This window comes from Mycolicibacterium sp. XJ879 (assembly GCF_053483935.1).
Genome location: NZ_JBEFTH010000006.1, coordinates 196,480 through 211,698, shown reverse-complemented (window position 1 = coordinate 211,698; position 15,219 = coordinate 196,480). Strand labels below are relative to the sequence as shown.

At 65.6% G+C, this 15,219-nt stretch carries 19 protein-coding genes; 7 read left to right on the top strand and 12 right to left on the bottom strand.

All coding sequences use genetic code 11. The features are described 5' to 3' along the window. Positions 1–27: 27 nt before the first annotated feature. A complete protein-coding gene (locus ABQF13_RS16245) occupies positions 28–777 on the bottom strand; it encodes an SDR family oxidoreductase (protein WP_448393791.1) in 750 nt (249 codons plus the stop codon). Positions 778–819: 42 nt separating this feature from the next. On the opposite strand from ABQF13_RS16245, the gene ABQF13_RS16240 reads away from it, so the two are divergent. Further along, complete coding sequence (locus tag ABQF13_RS16240) at positions 820–1,386, top strand: chorismate mutase (protein ID WP_448393790.1); 567 nt, start codon at positions 820–822, stop codon at positions 1,384–1,386. Between the two features lie 67 nt (positions 1,387–1,453). Further along, entirely contained in the window at positions 1,454–1,993 is a 540-nt protein-coding gene (locus ABQF13_RS16235) for a TetR/AcrR family transcriptional regulator (protein ID WP_448393789.1), read from the top strand. Here ABQF13_RS16235 and ABQF13_RS16230 read toward each other — a convergent pair. The 3 genes from ABQF13_RS16230 to ABQF13_RS16220 all read right to left on the bottom strand — a co-directional run bounded on the left by ABQF13_RS16230 (position 1,990) and on the right by ABQF13_RS16220 (position 4,259). Continuing rightward, positions 1,990–2,922 carry an alpha/beta hydrolase gene (locus tag ABQF13_RS16230; RefSeq protein WP_448393788.1) on the bottom strand — a complete coding sequence of 311 codons (933 nt, stop codon included), beginning with the start codon at positions 2,920–2,922 and terminating at the stop codon, positions 1,990–1,992. The genes ABQF13_RS16235 and ABQF13_RS16230 overlap by 4 nt on opposite strands. 85 nt (positions 2,923–3,007) lie before the next feature. Continuing rightward, on the bottom strand, positions 3,008–3,871 hold the full coding sequence (locus ABQF13_RS16225) for an Fpg/Nei family DNA glycosylase (protein ID WP_448393787.1): 864 nt from the start codon (positions 3,869–3,871) through the stop codon (positions 3,008–3,010). A gap of 4 nt (positions 3,872–3,875) precedes the next feature. Beyond that, the gene (locus ABQF13_RS16220) at positions 3,876–4,259 is read right to left on the bottom strand and encodes a phage holin family protein (protein WP_448393786.1); all 384 of its coding nucleotides are present in this window, start codon (positions 4,257–4,259) and stop codon (positions 3,876–3,878) included. 39 nt (positions 4,260–4,298) lie between these two features. Between ABQF13_RS16220 and ABQF13_RS16215 the strand changes: the two genes are divergently transcribed. After that, positions 4,299–4,781 (top strand): nucleoside deaminase, encoded by a 483-nt coding sequence (locus tag ABQF13_RS16215; RefSeq protein ID WP_448393785.1) that lies wholly within the window; start codon positions 4,299–4,301, stop codon positions 4,779–4,781. Here the strand turns inward: ABQF13_RS16215 and cobF are convergent. Together cobF and ABQF13_RS16205 are read right to left on the bottom strand one after the other, a co-directional pair. Further along, positions 4,778–5,530 (bottom strand): precorrin-6A synthase (deacetylating), encoded by a 753-nt coding sequence (gene cobF, locus ABQF13_RS16210; RefSeq protein WP_448393784.1) that lies wholly within the window; start codon positions 5,528–5,530, stop codon positions 4,778–4,780. The genes ABQF13_RS16215 and cobF overlap by 4 nt on opposite strands. A gap of 15 nt (positions 5,531–5,545) precedes the next feature. Continuing rightward, on the bottom strand, positions 5,546–6,598 hold the full coding sequence (locus ABQF13_RS16205) for a YihY/virulence factor BrkB family protein (protein ID WP_448393783.1): 1,053 nt from the start codon (positions 6,596–6,598) through the stop codon (positions 5,546–5,548). 104 nt (positions 6,599–6,702) lie between these two features. On the opposite strand from ABQF13_RS16205, the gene ABQF13_RS16200 reads away from it, so the two are divergent. Then, a complete protein-coding gene (locus ABQF13_RS16200; protein WP_448393782.1) occupies positions 6,703–7,611 on the top strand; it encodes an AurF N-oxygenase family protein in 909 nt (302 codons plus the stop codon). Next, positions 7,608–7,886, top strand: a complete 279-nt coding sequence (locus tag ABQF13_RS16195) for a DUF4873 domain-containing protein (RefSeq protein ID WP_448393781.1) — start codon at positions 7,608–7,610, stop codon at positions 7,884–7,886. The genes ABQF13_RS16200 and ABQF13_RS16195 overlap by 4 nt, the downstream gene beginning before the upstream one ends. On the opposite strand, the gene ABQF13_RS16190 is transcribed toward ABQF13_RS16195, so the two are convergent. Then, positions 7,887–8,153 carry a DUF4235 domain-containing protein gene (locus ABQF13_RS16190; RefSeq protein ID WP_448393780.1) on the bottom strand — a complete coding sequence of 89 codons (267 nt, stop codon included), beginning with the start codon at positions 8,151–8,153 and terminating at the stop codon, positions 7,887–7,889. A gap of 64 nt (positions 8,154–8,217) precedes the next feature. Between ABQF13_RS16190 and ABQF13_RS16185 the strand changes: the two genes are divergently transcribed. Next, positions 8,218–9,084: an LLM class flavin-dependent oxidoreductase gene (locus ABQF13_RS16185; RefSeq protein WP_448393779.1), complete on the top strand. Its 867-nt coding sequence runs from the start codon at positions 8,218–8,220 to the stop codon at positions 9,082–9,084. 12 nt (positions 9,085–9,096) lie between these two features. Here ABQF13_RS16185 and ABQF13_RS16180 read toward each other — a convergent pair whose 3' ends face one another. From ABQF13_RS16180 to ABQF13_RS16170, 3 genes are all read right to left on the bottom strand, one after another. Then, entirely contained in the window at positions 9,097–10,101 is a 1,005-nt protein-coding gene (locus tag ABQF13_RS16180; protein ID WP_448393778.1) for a helix-turn-helix transcriptional regulator, read from the bottom strand. Between the two features lie 105 nt (positions 10,102–10,206). Then, entirely contained in the window at positions 10,207–10,554 is a 348-nt protein-coding gene (locus ABQF13_RS16175; RefSeq protein WP_448393777.1) for a hemophore-related protein, read from the bottom strand. A 128-nt stretch (positions 10,555–10,682) separates the two neighbouring features. Then, positions 10,683–12,986, bottom strand: coding sequence for an ATP-dependent DNA ligase (locus ABQF13_RS16170; protein WP_448393776.1), 2,304 nt, complete (start codon positions 12,984–12,986; stop codon positions 10,683–10,685). Between the two features lie 34 nt (positions 12,987–13,020). Here ABQF13_RS16170 and ABQF13_RS16165 point away from each other — a divergent pair, with 34 nt between their 5' ends. Beyond that, complete coding sequence (locus ABQF13_RS16165) at positions 13,021–13,248, top strand: hypothetical protein (protein ID WP_448393775.1); 228 nt, start codon at positions 13,021–13,023, stop codon at positions 13,246–13,248. Between the two features lie 2 nt (positions 13,249–13,250). Here ABQF13_RS16165 and ABQF13_RS16160 read toward each other — a convergent pair whose 3' ends face one another. Continuing rightward, the gene (locus ABQF13_RS16160; protein ID WP_448393774.1) at positions 13,251–14,339 is read right to left on the bottom strand and encodes an ABC transporter ATP-binding protein; all 1,089 of its coding nucleotides are present in this window, start codon (positions 14,337–14,339) and stop codon (positions 13,251–13,253) included. A 13-nt stretch (positions 14,340–14,352) separates the two neighbouring features. Further along, the gene (locus ABQF13_RS16155; RefSeq protein WP_448393773.1) at positions 14,353–15,213 is read right to left on the bottom strand and encodes a carbohydrate ABC transporter permease; all 861 of its coding nucleotides are present in this window, start codon (positions 15,211–15,213) and stop codon (positions 14,353–14,355) included. Positions 15,214–15,219: the final 6 nt, after the last annotated feature.

Below are 15,219 nucleotides of genomic sequence, written 5' to 3'. Positions count from 1 at the left end.
GGTAGCGCAATCCGCTACACGGTTGGCCTACGCGAACGGTTTGGTGAACCGGGGCGGCAGCACCCGCAACAACTGCACCAGCGGCGCCCACGGCCACCACGGCACCGCGGCACGCCCGCTTTCACGTTCGATGACCGAGACCATCGCACGCACGCCGGTTTCGTTGTCGGCCATCAACATCGTCGATGCGGATCTCGCAGTCATCTCGGATTCGATGTACCCGGGTTCGAGGACGGTCACCTTGATCGGGCCCGTGGCGTACTCCGCGCGCAGCGACTCGCCCAGCGACGTGACACCGGCCTTGCTCGCGGCGTAGGCGGCCTTCACGCCCGGCACACCTTTGTTTCCGAGCACCGACGAGACGAGCACCAGATGGCCGCCGCCGGTTTCCTTGAACATCTCCAGCGCCGTTTCGATCTGGACAAGTGCCGCAACGAGGTTCGTCTCGATGGTGGCCTTGTTGGCCCACAGCTTGCCCGTCCCCAGCGGCGCCCCCTTGCCGAGGCCGGCGTTGACGATGATCCGGTCGATGCCGCCCAGTTCCTGACAGAGCTCGCGAAACACCTTCGGCACCTGATCGTGATCGTTGACGTCGAGGGTGGCGACGGCGACGTTGATGCCGGGATGGCGGCCGAGCAGTTCGGCCTGCAGTTCGTCGAGGCGGTCGGTGCGGCGGGCGCACAGCGCGAGGTCGCGGCCCTTGGCGGCGAATGCGCGGGCCATCCCGGCGCCCAGGCCAGAGCTCGCGCCGGTGATCAGGATCTTCTGCCGAGTCACCCCGACAGACTAAGCCAGCCGAGGCAACGTCAAGATGAGCGCATGGTTCTTCTGCGCATCGCGGCATTTGTGCTGGTGACCTTGTGCGTCGCGGTCTCCACGGCGACCGCTCACGCTGACCCCGTCGGCCCGCTGCACCGGCTGGTCGACACCGCGGCGCAGCGGCTGGCCACCGCCGACCCGGTGGCTGCGGCCAAGTGGCTGCGCGGCGGACAGATCACCGACCGGCAGCGCGCCGACGCGGTCCTCGGCGCGGTAGCCGCGGCCGCCACCGCACGCGGGGTCGATCAGGGCTATGTGCGCACGGTGTTCGGCGACCAGATCGACGCCACCGAGGGCATCCAGTACATCCGCTTCGGCCAGTGGAAATTCGAGCCGGCGACCGCACCCACCACCGCCCCCGATCTGTCGCAGTCCCGTTCACACATCGACGAATTGAATAGCATCATGGTCGACGAGATTGCGCAGCAGTGGAACTGGCTGCACAGCCCGGACTGCCCGGCGCTGCTGATGGATGCCACCACCGCCGTCGCCGACGCCCGCCGCCTCGATCCGCTCTACCGACAGGCGTTGTCGGCGGCCACCGGTTCTTACTGTCGGGACAGCTGACCCGACGTACACTGAGCGCATCGACGAGCCGCGGAAACGACCACGCCAGGAACGGTCACGAGACACTGTGGAGGTGTTGCTCGAGGCCGCGGCGCAGATGTTCAGCCGGGAAGGCCTGAGCGCGACGACCAACCGCATCGCCGAACGGGCAGGGGTGTCGATCGGCAGCCTCTATCAATACTTTCCGAATAAGCACGCGCTGATCCGCGCGTTGGCCGAGCGCCATGTCAACGCGGCCCAAGCGCGTATGGACGAGGCCTTCAAGCGGCTGCGCGACGAAGAGCCGCCGTTCGACGAAGCCATGCGCATTCTCCTCGAGACGGTCGTCGACCTGCACCGCGACCATCCCGGCCTCCACCGCCTGATGCATCGGCTCGGCCCGCGCCTGCCTGCCGAACTCGATGCTCTTCGGGCGTTCGAAAACGACATCTGCGGGGAGGTCGCCTACCACTTGGCGCGGTGTGGCCGCGACGGTGGCGACGCCGAGTTGACCGCCCAGACCGTGATCCACGCGGTCGACGCTCACCTGCACCGAGTCATGACCAGCCGCGATATGGACGTCGAGCAGCTGGTGAGTTTGGTCGGCCGGTTGGCGCCGCCGACCTAGGGCGCCGTACCCGTCGAACCGGACAGCACGTCGTCACGAACCGCGCGCAATGCGTCGGCGAGCTGGCGCAGCCCCGGTTCCTCGATCGGGTAATGACCGCAGTTCTCCAGCAGCACAAGGCTTTTCGGCCCGCCGATGCGGTTCAGGAAGTTGATGCTGAGCTCCGGTGGGGTCCAGCGGTCCGCCGCTGGATGGACCAGGGTGACGGGTGCCGCGCGGAAGGTTTCGGGCTCCGCGTGCCGGAAATTCAGCCAGCTGGCGAGGAAGCCAAGCGGCACCCGCACGCCTCCGCCTTTCGGGTCGGTGGCGCACAACCGGCTCAACTCCGGGTTCAGGCTCATGTTGTTCATGTCGACCAGCCAGCGGATCGGCACCCGCACGTCGCCGAGCAGCGGATCGACCGCGTTCATCATTTTCGGTGCGACCGGCCCGATCGCCGGGATGCGCGCCACCGCGCGCCTGGCGTCGGGATCGACCGGGTCGAGCAGGCACGTGACGACAATGTGGGCGACTTCACCTGTGCGCGCGGCGGTTTCGTACGCCATCATGCCGCCCATGCTCGCGCCGAGCAGGACGAGCGGGCGCCGGTCATGGGCGCGCTCGGCGGCCACGAGTTCGGACAACATGTCGAGCCAGTCGTGGTAGCGCACCGAGCCCGGGTCGGGTTCGACGGTGTCACCGTAAAGCGGCATGTCCGGTGCCAGCACCTCGACGCCTTCCCGCGCGGCGGCCGCCGCGATCGGCCACAGTGCGCCCGAGTAACCGCCGCCGCCGTGGATGACCATCACGCGCACGGCCGCCTCGGATGCGGTGGCCCGGGCGATGTGGATGGTGCGCCCGCGCCACGACCACCAGGTCGACGTCGGATCGATCGGTGGATTCGGGCGGTGCTCGGTGGGCAAAAATGAGGCGTATCTGGCGTAATCCATGCCCATCAGCGTCGGCCGCCGAGCATCGGCTGACAACCCGCGTTCCGCAGCCCACCTGCCTGGGCCGACGCGCGGCTGCTCACATTTACTTCAGCAGCCGCGACAACCGCCGGTCGGCGAGCACCTTGCCGCCGGTCTGGCACGTCGGGCAGTACTGGAATGACTTGTCGGCGAACGACACTTCACGCACGGTGTCCCCGCACACCGGGCAGGGCAGCCCGGTGCGGGCGTGGACCCGCAACCCGGAGCGCTTCTCACCCTTGAGCGTGGCCGCCTGTTGACCGACCGAGCGTTCGACGGCGTCGGTGAGGATGCTGATCATCGCGTCGTGCAGCGCGGCGAGTTGCGCCTCGGTCAGCTTGCCCGCCGTCGCGAACGGCGACAGCCGCGCGGCATGCAGGATCTCGTCGCTGTAGGCATTACCGATGCCGGCGATCACCTTCTGGTCGGTGAGAACGGTTTTGATTCGCCCGCTGTTGGTCTTCAGCACGTCAGCCAGGTCGTCGGGGCCCAGCGACAACGCGTCGGGCCCCAGCGTGGCGATGCCGGGCACTGCGGCCGGGTCGTCGACGAGCCAGACCGCGAGCCGCTTCTGGGTGCCTGCTTCGGTGAGGTCGAAGCCCGGCGCTTCCCCAGGTGTTCCGAGGTGTACCCGTAAGGCGATGGGCCCCTTGCCCGGTTTCAGCGGCGCGGCGGCCAGTTTGTCCGACCAGCGCAGCCATCCCGCCCTCGACAGGTGGGTGATCAAATGCAGGTCACCCACCTGTAATCCGAGATACTTCCCCCACCGGCCGGCGCCGGTGACGGGCTGGCCGTGCAGCGCTGACGGCGCCGGGTCGAACGTCTTGAGCACCGAGAACGCCGCCACGTCCATGCGTCCGACGGTCAGGCCCACCGCGTGGCGGCGCAGGTGGTCGGCGAGCGCTTCGATTTCGGGCAGTTCGGGCATGTCTCTAGTTTGCCGTTCGGACCACCAGCGACAACAGCCAACTGACGAGGGATAACACGATCGCCGCCCAGATCGCCGTCCACCAGAAGTCGTCGATGTAGAGACCCCAGTGGGTGGTGTTCTCGGTGATCCACGACGTGATCCACAACATCAGCGCGTTGATGACGATGTGAATCAAACCGAGCGTGAGGATGTAGAGCGGGATCGAGATGATCTGCACGATGGGCTTGATGACCGCGTTGACCAGACCGAAGACCACCGCGACGACGAAGATGATGCCGATCTCCTGCAGTGTGGAATCCGCGCCGACGAACCGGATACCGGGCACGATCAGCGTGACCACCCACAACGCGAGCCCGGTCAAAGCCGCGCGCAACAGAAACGACATCGCATTAGCCTAAACCAACGACGCATTGGAGGGACCGCCATGGATTTCGCGCAACGCACCGTCGATCTCGCGCGGCGAAACGTCGACGAGGGCGGCCGCCCGTTCGCCACCGTGATCGTCAAGGACGGTGAGGTCCTCGCCGAAAGCGCCAATCAGGTTGCCCAGACGCACGATCCGACCGCACATGCCGAGATCCTCGCGATACGTCAGGCGTGCACGACGTTGGGCACCGAACATCTCACCGGTACCACGATCTACGTCCTCGCCCACCCGTGCCCGATGTGTCTTGGTTCGTTGTACTACTGCTCGCCAGACGAAGTCGTTTTCCTGACCACCCGTGACGCCTATGAGCCCTACTACGTCGACGACCGCAAATACTTTGAGCTCAACACGTTTTACGACGAGTTCGCCAAGGACTGGACACAGCGCCGGTTGCCGATGCGCCATCAGCCGCTGGAGGCCGCAGTCGACGTCTATCGCAGGTGGAACGAACGCAACGGCGGTGAGCGTCGCGTCACCTAGCCCGACCGCAGCAGGTAGGTATCCATGATCCAGCCGTGGTTGGCCCGCGCGTCGGCGCGCATCTGCGCGATCTGATCGCCGACCTCGCCGACCGTGCCTGCGACCAGCATCTCGTCGGGTGTGCCCAGGTATGCGCCCCACCAGATGCGCGTCGCAGGCGGGCAGCCGAGAAACGCGCAGTCCGCGTCGAGCATCACTACGGCGCTACCCGTCAGGCCGTGCTCGCGCAATTGCCGACCGGTGGTGATCAGGACGGGCTCCCCGATGTCGTTGAGCGCGATGCGATGTCGCGCGGTCAGCGCCTGGACCGCGGTGATCCCCGGGATGACGTCGTAGGTGATGTCGACTTCACGGGCGACGGTCTCGAGGATGCGCAGGGTGCTGTCGTACAGCGACGGATCTCCCCATGCCAGAAAGGCACCGACGCCCTCTGGTCCGAGTTCGGTCTCGATGGCCGACGTCCACACGCGCGCGCGTGCGGCATGCCAGTCGGCGACGGCCTGCCGGTAGGCGGGACCGTCGGGGACCATCCTGTTCCTGGGCGGGTCGGTGAGCGTCACGAACCGGTAGCCGGGTTCGCGGATGAAGCGTTCGCAGATCTGGCGTCGCAGCGCCACCAGGTCGTCTTTGGTGTCGCTTTTGTCCATCGCGAAGAACACCTGGGTGTCGTTGAGCGCGGTCACCGCCTGCGCCGTCACATAGTCGGGATCGCCGGCCCCGATGCCGATGACGTGGATTCGACGAGTCACGCAGGCAGTATGCCCTCAGTGTTTGCGGCCGCGCGAAAGCCGAAGCCGACGGGCCCGCTTGACGTCCTTCTTCTCGGCGGCCGCTGACTTGCGCAGATTACGGTCGTCTTTGGGCGGCAACTGCAACTCCTCCTCGGCCGGCAGCCCGGCCTGCAGCTGACGGCTACGCTCCAGTTCGGCGTCCACTTCGGCACCGAACAGCAACGCGAGGTTGGTGATCCACAACCACAGCAGGAACACGATGACGCCGCCCAACGCGCCATAGGTCCGGTTGTAGCTGCCGAAATTCGCCACGTAGAGCCCGAACAGCAGCGACGCGACCAGCCACACCAAGATCGCGATCGCTGCGCCGGCGCTGATCCAGCGAAACTTCGGCTGCTCGACGTTGGGTGTGACGTAGTACAGGATCGCGACCGCCAGCACGACGAAGAGCAGGATCAGCGGCCACTTGGCGATGCTCCACACCGTCACCGCCGCATCGCCGAGCCCGATCAGATCGCCGAACCACTCGGCGACAGGGCCGCTGACCGCGAGCATCACCAAGACGGCGCCCGCCATCATCAGACCGGCCAGCGTCAACATCAACTGCACCGGGCGCAGCTTCCATACCGGCCGCCCCTCGTCGATCTCGTAGATGCGGTTCATGGCTCGGCCGAGCGCGCCCACATATCCAGACGCCGACCACAGCGCGCCCACGACGCCCAGCACCAACGCGACGCCTGCTGTCGGCGCGTTGACCAACTGCTCAATTGTCGGCCGCAGCGTGTCGACCGCGGACGCCGGCGCCACCTCGCCGACGATCTCGAGCAACGCGTCGACCGTTCGCTGGCCTTGCCCGAACACCCCGAGCAACGACACCATGACCACCAGCGCCGGAAAGACCGACAGTGTCGCGTAGTACGTCAGCGCCGCCGCCAGATCGGTGCACTGGTCCTGCATGAACTCTCGAAGCGCCTTGCGCATGGCGTAGATCAGCGACGGCCGGGTGAGGTCGGTTGGGGACTCGGGTTTGCGAGGGTCGTCTGGGTCGGGCGCCTCAGCGGCGTTGTCGGCCTCGTCAGTTCGCATACCACCTCTTACCCACGGCCGCCGCAGCCAAACCAGGTCAGTACCGCAGGTATGCAGTACCGCAGGTATTGACTTGCGTCGAATGTGTCCCTACGTTCCTAGCTATGAGTACGCCGCTCAGTACTTCTCGTCCGACGCGCGAAACCATCGCGGAACGCCTGCTCAAGGGCTCGGCCAAGAAGTCCTATGCGCCCGCCGTCGACATCGACTGGGACGCACCGCTGGACCCTGACAAATTCTTCCTGCCGCCACAGATCGTGACCCTCTACGGCACGCCGGCCTGGGACGCGATGACACGCGCGCAGCAGATCGAATTGTCCCGTCAGGAACTGGTGAACATTCTGTCGGCGGGTATCTGGTTCGAGAACATCCTCAATCAGGCACTTCTACGCGACCTGATGCACCGGGACGTGAGGGCGGCGTCGACGCACTACTCGCTCACCGAACTCGGTGACGAGACACGGCACATGGTGATGTTCGGCAAGGTGATCGAACGGCTCGGCGCGGAGCCGGTGCAGCCCCGGCGGTGGCAGCGAGTCATCATCAACGCTCTGCCGCTGCTGTTCCGAGGGCCGATCCTGTGGGGCGCCGCGCTGGTTGGCGAGGAGATTTTCGACGCGCTGCAGCGACAGATTCTGGAGGATCCTGATCTGCAGCCAATTGTCAAGCGCCTCATGCGAATTCATGTGACCGAGGAGGCCCGCCACATTCAGTATGCCCGCGATGGGCTGCGTCGGACCAGGCCGCATATGCGCTTCGTCCAGCGGTTCGTGATGAGCAACCTGCACGGTGTCGGTGGGCCGTTCTACCGCTACCTGCTGACCATCCCTGTCCCGTACCGGCGGATGGGCCTTGACGCCCGCGCGGCGCGGCAGATGGCACTGGCCAACAAGCACCATCAAGCTGTCAAGGTGGCCGGCTTCGCGCCGCTGGCATCGTTTTTCGAGGAGGTCGGCTTGATGGGTCCGATCGCCAGGCGCATGTGGCGCAGAAGCGGCTTCCTGCCCCGATGACTGCCGTGTACGACGGCCCGGCGGCCATCCGCGTCAACAACATGGACCACTCGGTGCGGGTCAGGCTGACCGGACACCTCGACCCCATCGACGGCCGGTACCACTGGCGCGGAATGGTTTTGGGCTGGACACCCGACGCCGCCCTTCGGCTACCGCAGCAGGTGTCGGTGTGCGTCGACGGCCGCACGGCGATGGGTCACCTGACCGAGGTGACTCCCTGGGGCACCCATTGCGTCGCCGGCGTCGGCGCACCCCCGTACCCGGCCGACGACTGACTACTCGGCGTTTTCGTTGGTCAGCGCCTGGAAGCCTTTAGCCTGACCGCGGGCCAGCGCCGCACGGACGACGCCGACAACCAGCCCGTGTGCCGCGGCCGCGATGAACACCTCGCGGGTTGAGCGACTGAGGTCCTTGGGATCCGGCTCCTCGTCGTCGGGATCCACCCGTTGCCAGATCTCGGTGAAGATCTTGCCGGCGATCAGACCGCCGACCACGCTGCTGGCGATCGACAGGGGCTTGTACATGGCCTTGGCAGCAGTCATCGCGAAGTCATTCCCGTCGCGCCAAACCCCAAACCCAAACTAGAACACGTTCTAGGATGGTCGGGTGCGCTTCACCTATGCCGAGGCAATGACGGATCCGACGTACTACCTTCCGCTGGCGCAGGCCGCCGAGGCGGCGGGGTATCACGCGATGACGATCGCAGACAGCATCGCCTACCCGTTCGAATCAGATTCCAAATATCCCTACACCCCCGACGGCAACCGTGAGTTCCTCGACGGTAAGGCGTTCATCGAAGCCTTCGTTCTCGCCGGGGCGCTGTGCGCGGTCACCACGACGCTGCGGTTCAACTTCTTCGTCCTCAAGCTGCCGATCCGCCCGCCCGCGCTGGTGGCCAAGCAAGCGGGTTCACTGGCCGCGCTTTTCGACAACCGGCTGGGGCTCGGCGTGGGCACCAGCCCGTGGCCCGAAGACTACGAGCTGATGGGTGTGCCGTTCGCCAGGCGCGGTAAACGCATGGACGAGTGCATCGAGATCATCAAGGGGCTGACCACCGGCGAATACTTCGAATTTCACGGCGAGTTCTACGACATCCCCAAAACCAAGATGACGCCTGCGCCGACGAAGCCGATTCCGATCCTGATCGGCGGCCACGCCGATGCCGCGTTGCGGCGCGCAGCCCGCTGGGACGGGTGGATGCACGGCGGGGGCCACGCCGAGGAACTCGATCACCTCATCAAGCGGCTCAATCAGTTTCGCGTGGAGCAGGGCCATACCGGGCCCTTCGAGATCCACGTCATCTCGGCCGACGCCTTCACCTTGGACGGGATCAAACGCCTCGAGGACAAGGGCGTCACCGATGTGATCGTCGGCTTCCGGCTGCCCTACATCAGCGGTCAGGACACCGAACCGCTGGACACCAAAATCCGCCATCTGGAGAGCTTCGCCGAGAAGGTCATCGCCAAGCTGTAAAAACTCACTCGCCTACCCGCCTCGCAGCGTGAAGTGCGGGCTCTCGCCATATGTCTGCCGGTACTGCAGCGCGAACCTGCCGGTGTGCGCAAAGCCCCAACGGGCCGCGATCTCGGTGACGGTGTCGTACGGCCGGTCGGCCGCCAACATCTCCTGACGGGCGTAGTGCAGCCGCAGCCTGCGCAGATACTGCAGCGGTGTGGTTTCCAGGTGGCGACGGAACATGTACTGCACCGCCCTGGGAGTGACATGCACCGCCTCCGCGATGTCGGCGAGCGCAATGTCAGTGGTGACGTTGGCTTCCACGAACTCCATGGCGCGACGGAGCAACACCGGCTTGTGGTCGGTGTAGTCATGGGGTGAGGGCTGGCTGGCAGCCGAGTTCGGGAACGTCGACAGGGTTACCGCTGCCAGCAGCCGGCCCGCCTGACCCAAAACGAGCGGTGTGGCGAAACAGTCGTCGGCCACAACATTTCGCCGCACATAGTCGACGGTGTTCTTCCACAGCCGCGCGGCAGCCAGGTCAACGGGTGCAAAACTGGAGAACCGGACAGGAAGGGGGGCATGGCTGCTTGGCAGACCCGTCGCCACACCGGCCACCACCGCTGGGTCCAGCAGCAACGTCGTGCTTGCGAGATCCTGTGAGGTGGCACAGTGCGGCAGGTGGGGCTGGGAGGTCACCGTGATGTCGCCAACCGTGGCCTCGCTCGTCAGACCGTCGCAGTCGGTGTCGAACCAGCCGCGGGTCGTCCACACCACCACAACCCTGTTGAGCGGATCTGGTGCGGCTGCCAAGTGCCCGGGTGCGATGATTTCGTCAATCGCGAAGGGCCCCACGGCCGTTCGCGAGTGCATCAACAACGGGCCCTCGCGGACACCGACCTGTTTGCGTGACAGTCGCAGCCGCACCCCGTAGACGTCCTCGAGGTATTCCTCGGCGTCCGCAGCGTCGGTTATCTCGACCTGGCTTCGTTCCGGTCGATGAACGTGGCACGAAGTGATACTGATCGCGATCACCTCATTCTCGAAGGTGATGGTCCCCGGACCCGTGTGCTCAACCCATGGCCAACTCCATCGTAACCACGAGTTCAGCGTCCCAGCGGGCGATGGGTGCCAGTGAACTCACGACGCCATCGCGTCGAACAACCGCGCGATCTGGGCGGGCGCCACGTCGACATTGCACTGTTCGCGCAAGGTACGCAGGGGCTGGGCGATCGCTTGCAGATCAGCCCACTCCTGCGGATGGGCGACGAAATATGCGCGGATCGCGTTTTCGCCCTCACCGGGCGGCATCGCGCCGGCATTGGTGACGACGTCGTTTGCCCCGGAGTGGCTCGCCAGGTAGTCGCCCGTCGCGGTGGACACCGAACCGAGCGCAGTGCTCAACCCGGCTGCGGTGCATTGCGGCTGCGCGGCGGCCGTGGGCAGCGCAATCGTCGTCGCAGCCAGCCCGCCGACCGCCCCTGACATGAGTAGACCGAGAGCCCCGCGTTTCACGCTGATTTTGTGCATTGCTCATCCCCTGAGGTGGCGTTACGTTCCCCGACGAAGTGGTCAGTACCCATAGTTCGGGCAGTTGACACTTCTTTGGCGCATTCCTACTCCCAGCTGACCTCGTCGGGCTCCTTGTCGGGCCGCAGGCCGCGCCAACTCGGCTGGCGCAGACGGTCATCGGAGGTGCGTTCGCTGTAGCGCACCTCGCCGACCAGTTCGGGCCGCACGAACGTGACGCCCTTGGCGTCCTGGCGAGGCAGCCGGTCGTTGAACGGGCTTTCGTCGGTCTCCAACGGTTTGAGGGTGTTCTTGAGATCGGCGAGGGCCTTGTCGGTGAAGCCGGTGCCGACGCGACCGACGAACTGCAGTCCTCCAGCTGGATTGTCTGGGTCCGGAATCCCGAGCACCAGCGCGCCGATCCCGCTCGAGCGTCCGCCCTCGCCTTGGCGCCAGCCGCCGATCACGACTTCCTGGGTGTTCCACAGCTTATCCTTGATCCACGACGCTGAGCGTCGCCCCGGCTGGTAGGTCGAGTCGCGTTTCTTGGCGACGACGCCCTCCCACCGTTTCTTCTTGGCCTGCTCGAGTGCCTCGGGGCCGTCGCCGGGCAGCGGTTCGGGCACGATCAGCGCGCCGCCCGCAGCCAAGGCTTCGAGGATTTTCCGGCGGTCGGAGTACTTGGCGCGCAGCAGCGAGCGGCCGTCCAGATTCAGGATGTCGAATGCCCAGAACTCCACCCGGGTGGAACGGGCCCGGTTCTGCATCTCGGAAAAACTCGGCACACCCGACTCGTCCAGTGCCACCGCCTCGCCGTCGAGGATCACGTGATGGTCGGCGAGATCGGCTGCGAGCGCCTCGAATTGGCGATACTCGGCGGTGACGTCGCGGCCGCGCCGCGAACGTATGCTGAGCCTGCCGCGGTCGGCCTCCACCAGCACCCGGTAGCCGTCCCACTTACCCTCGAACGCCCACTGGCCCGCCTTGAGCTTGGCCACCGATCCCTCGGTGGCCAGCATGGGCGCGAGATCGCCGACGTGCGGGTCCTTTTGGTCCTTCATCCGGTGGGCCAGCCAGTTCTTCCCGTCGGTTTGGATCAGCGCGTACCGCCCGCGGATCTTGTCGCCGTGCAGGGTGATGATGACTTCGCCGCCTTTCGCGGCGCCGTCCGGTGGCACATCGTTGAACTTCTCGGTTTCGTATATTCCCGAATCCCAGATGATCATCTTGCCGCCGCCATACTCGCCTTTGGGGATCTCACCGTGAAAGGTCAGGTACTCCAGTGGGTGGTCCTCGGTGTGCACGGCGAGCCGGTTCTCGGCTGGCGTTTCGGGCAGGTTCTTGGGCACCGCCCAGCTCACCAGCACGCCGTCGCGTTCGAGGCGCAGGTCGTAGTGCAGCCGTCGCGCATGGTGTTCCTGGATGACGAACTGGTTGTTGTCGCCGGCCTTCGGCGGCTTGTTGGGTACCGGCTCGGGGGTTTTCGACGGGTCGCGCATGCTGCGGTAGGTGGTCAACCGGTCGGCGATGGGTACCGCCTCGTCGAGTTCGGCGAGCAGATCGCCCATCTCTTCGACGCGGGTCAGCACCTCGTCGAGGTTGAGATGACGCAGCTTCGGGTCCTCGATCTCCTCCCAGGTGCGCGGCGCGGCGACGGTCGGATGTTCGCGTCCGCGAAGCGAATACGGCGCGATCGTCGTCTTGGCCGCGTTGTTCTGGCTCCAGTCGAGGAACACCTTCCCGGTGCGCAGGCTCTTGGTCATGGTCGCGGTGACGAGTTTGGGCATCGCCTTTTCCAGTTGCTGCGCAACGCGTTTGGCCAACACCGAGGCGCCCGGCGAGCTGACCGGATCGTCCAGCGGTGCATACAGATGCAGCCCCTTGCTGCCGCTGGTGAGCGGAAAGGTCGTCAGCCCGATGTCGCTCATCAGGTCTCGTACCGCTGTGGCGACCCGGCACAGCTGCTTCATCGTGACGCCCTCGCCCGGGTCGAGGTCGAAGACGATACGGGTGGCCGGGCCGGGCTTGAACGTGTCACCCCTCTCCCCACTGCGCGCGCCCGTAACGAACCGCCACTGCGGAACGTGCACCTCCAATGACGCCTGCTGCGCCAGCCACGCGACGCCCTCGACGGTGTTGATGACCGGATATGTGGTGGTGCCGGACTTGTGCACGATGGTGCCGCGGTCCAGCCAGTCCGGCGCCGACGATGCGAGTTGCTTTTCGAAGAACGACGACTCCTCGACGCCGTTGGGCCAGCGCTTGCGGGTGACGGGACGCCCCGCGATGTGCGGGATCATCACCTCGGCGATGCGCAGGTAATAGTCGAACACTTGCGCCTTGGTGGTGCCCGTCGCGGGGTACAGCACCTTGTCGGGGTTGGTCAGCTTCACCCGGCCGAAACGATCCACAGTACGAACGTATACCCGCTGCTACGGTGAATCAGTGCGGACGATTCTGGCAGCGTGCCTGGTCGCGGCGGCCACGCTGATCGCCGCACCCAGCGCTGCAGCGGACCCGCAGGATCTCGTCCCCTACTGCTCGGGCGATCAGACGCCGATCGACAACAACTGCCGGAGCATGGCCCACCAGACGGTCACCCACGAGGGAACGGGCTTGGACCCGGATCTGCCGAGCGGCCTGGATCCAGCCAACCCGGCGGTCGTTGGCTAGAGCTACCCGATCCGCTCCCCTGTTTCCGGGTGGAACAAGTGCACATAACCGTCGGAACGCTTGCGCAATCGCACGGTGTCGGCCAGCTTCGGCGCCGACCGTGGCATCGTGCGCGCCACCAACTCGACCCCCGAGCCGGAGGCGGTGTGGGTGTAGACGTATGCCTCGCTGCCGAGGTCCTCGACCAGGTCGACGACGACCTCGACGCCGCCGGTGTCGGTGAGCTCCAGCTGCTCGGGCCGGATGCCGATGGTGACCTCGTCCAGACCGGCATCGGCCAGCAGCGTCATCTGGTCGCGCTCGAGTTCCAGCGTCGAATCCTCGTTCACGCGAACACCGTTTGAGGCGATCGGCAGCGTCACGAGGTTCATCGCCGGTGAGCCGATGAAACCGGCCACGAACGCGTTGTGCGGTTTGTCGTAGAGCTCGCTGGGCGACGCGAACTGCTGCAGCTTGCCGTCGCGCAGCACCGCCACCCGGTCACCCATCGTCATCGCCTCGACCTGGTCGTGGGTGACGTACACCGTGGTGGTGCCCAGCCGGCGCTGTAATGCGGCGATCTGGGTGCGGGTCTGCACCCGCAGTTTGGCGTCGAGGTTGCTCAACGGCTCATCCATACAGAACACCCGCGGTTCACGCACGATCGCGCGCCCCATCGCGACGCGTTGACGTTGCCCACCCGACAGCTTGGCCGGTTTGCGGTCCAAGAACTCCACCAGGTCAAGCACTTTGGCGGCTTCCTCGACCTTGCGGCGTCGCTCGGCGGAAGGCACCCCGCGCAGCTTGAGCGCGAAACCCATGTTCTCCGCGACGGTCTTGTTCGGGTACAGCGCGTAGTTCTGGAACACCATCGCGATGTCGCGGTCCTTGGAGGGCACGCCGACCATGTCGCGGCCGCCGATTTCGATGCTGCCCTCGTCGATGTCCTCGAGGCCGGCGAGCATGCGCAGCGCGGTGCTCTTGCCCGAACCCGATGGCCCGACCAGCACGACGAACTCACCGTCGGTGATGTCGAGGTTCAACGAGTCGACCGCGAGCTTGTCGGAGCCCTCGTAGATGCAGGAGGCGTTGCGATAAGTGATTGTCGCCATTGGATGTGCCTTTCTATTTGATGGCGCCGAAGGAGAGCCCACGAACCAGCTTGTTCTGCGCGATCCACCCCGCGAGAACCACCGGCAGCGCGGCCATCGTCGCCGCCGCGCACAGCTTGGCCCAGTACAGGCCTTGACCCGCGATGAACCCGACCATGAAGACCGGCATGGTCTGCGCCTGCACGGCCGTCAGGTTCACCGCGAAGAAGAACTCGTTCCAGGCGAAGATCACGCAAATCAACGCCGTCGCCGCGATACCCGGCGACACCAGTGGCAGGATCACCTCCCGCACCGACCGCCACGTGCTGGCGCCGTCGAGGGCGGCCGCCTCCAGCAGTTCGCCGGGGACCTCGAGGAAAAACGACCGCATCATCCACACCGCGATGGGCAGGTTCATCGCGGTGTACAGAATGATCAGCGCCCAGATATTGTCCAGCAGGCCGATATTCGACACGATCACGTACAGCGGGATGATCACCGCGACGACCGGCAGCATCTTGGTGCTGATGAAGAAGAACAGCACGTCCTGGGTCTTGCGAACCGGCCGCAGCGACAACGCGAATGCAGCGGGCACGCCCAGCAGCAGCACCAGGATGGTCGAAACCCCGGTGGCGAACGCCGAGTTGAGCAACGCCGTGCCCACACCCTGGTCGAACACCGCCTTGAACTGGTCCAGCGTGGGAACGAAGAACAGCTTCGGTGTGGTGGTGTAGGCGTCGACCTCTTGTTTGAACGCGGTCAGCACCATCCAGAACACCGGGAAGAAGAAGCCCAGCCCCAGGATCCAGGCCACCGCGCCCCATGGTTCGAACTTGCGGCGCTTGACTTTTTGTTTGACCGGCGTACGGGTTTCAGTCGTGGTTGTGGTCATCATCTGCTC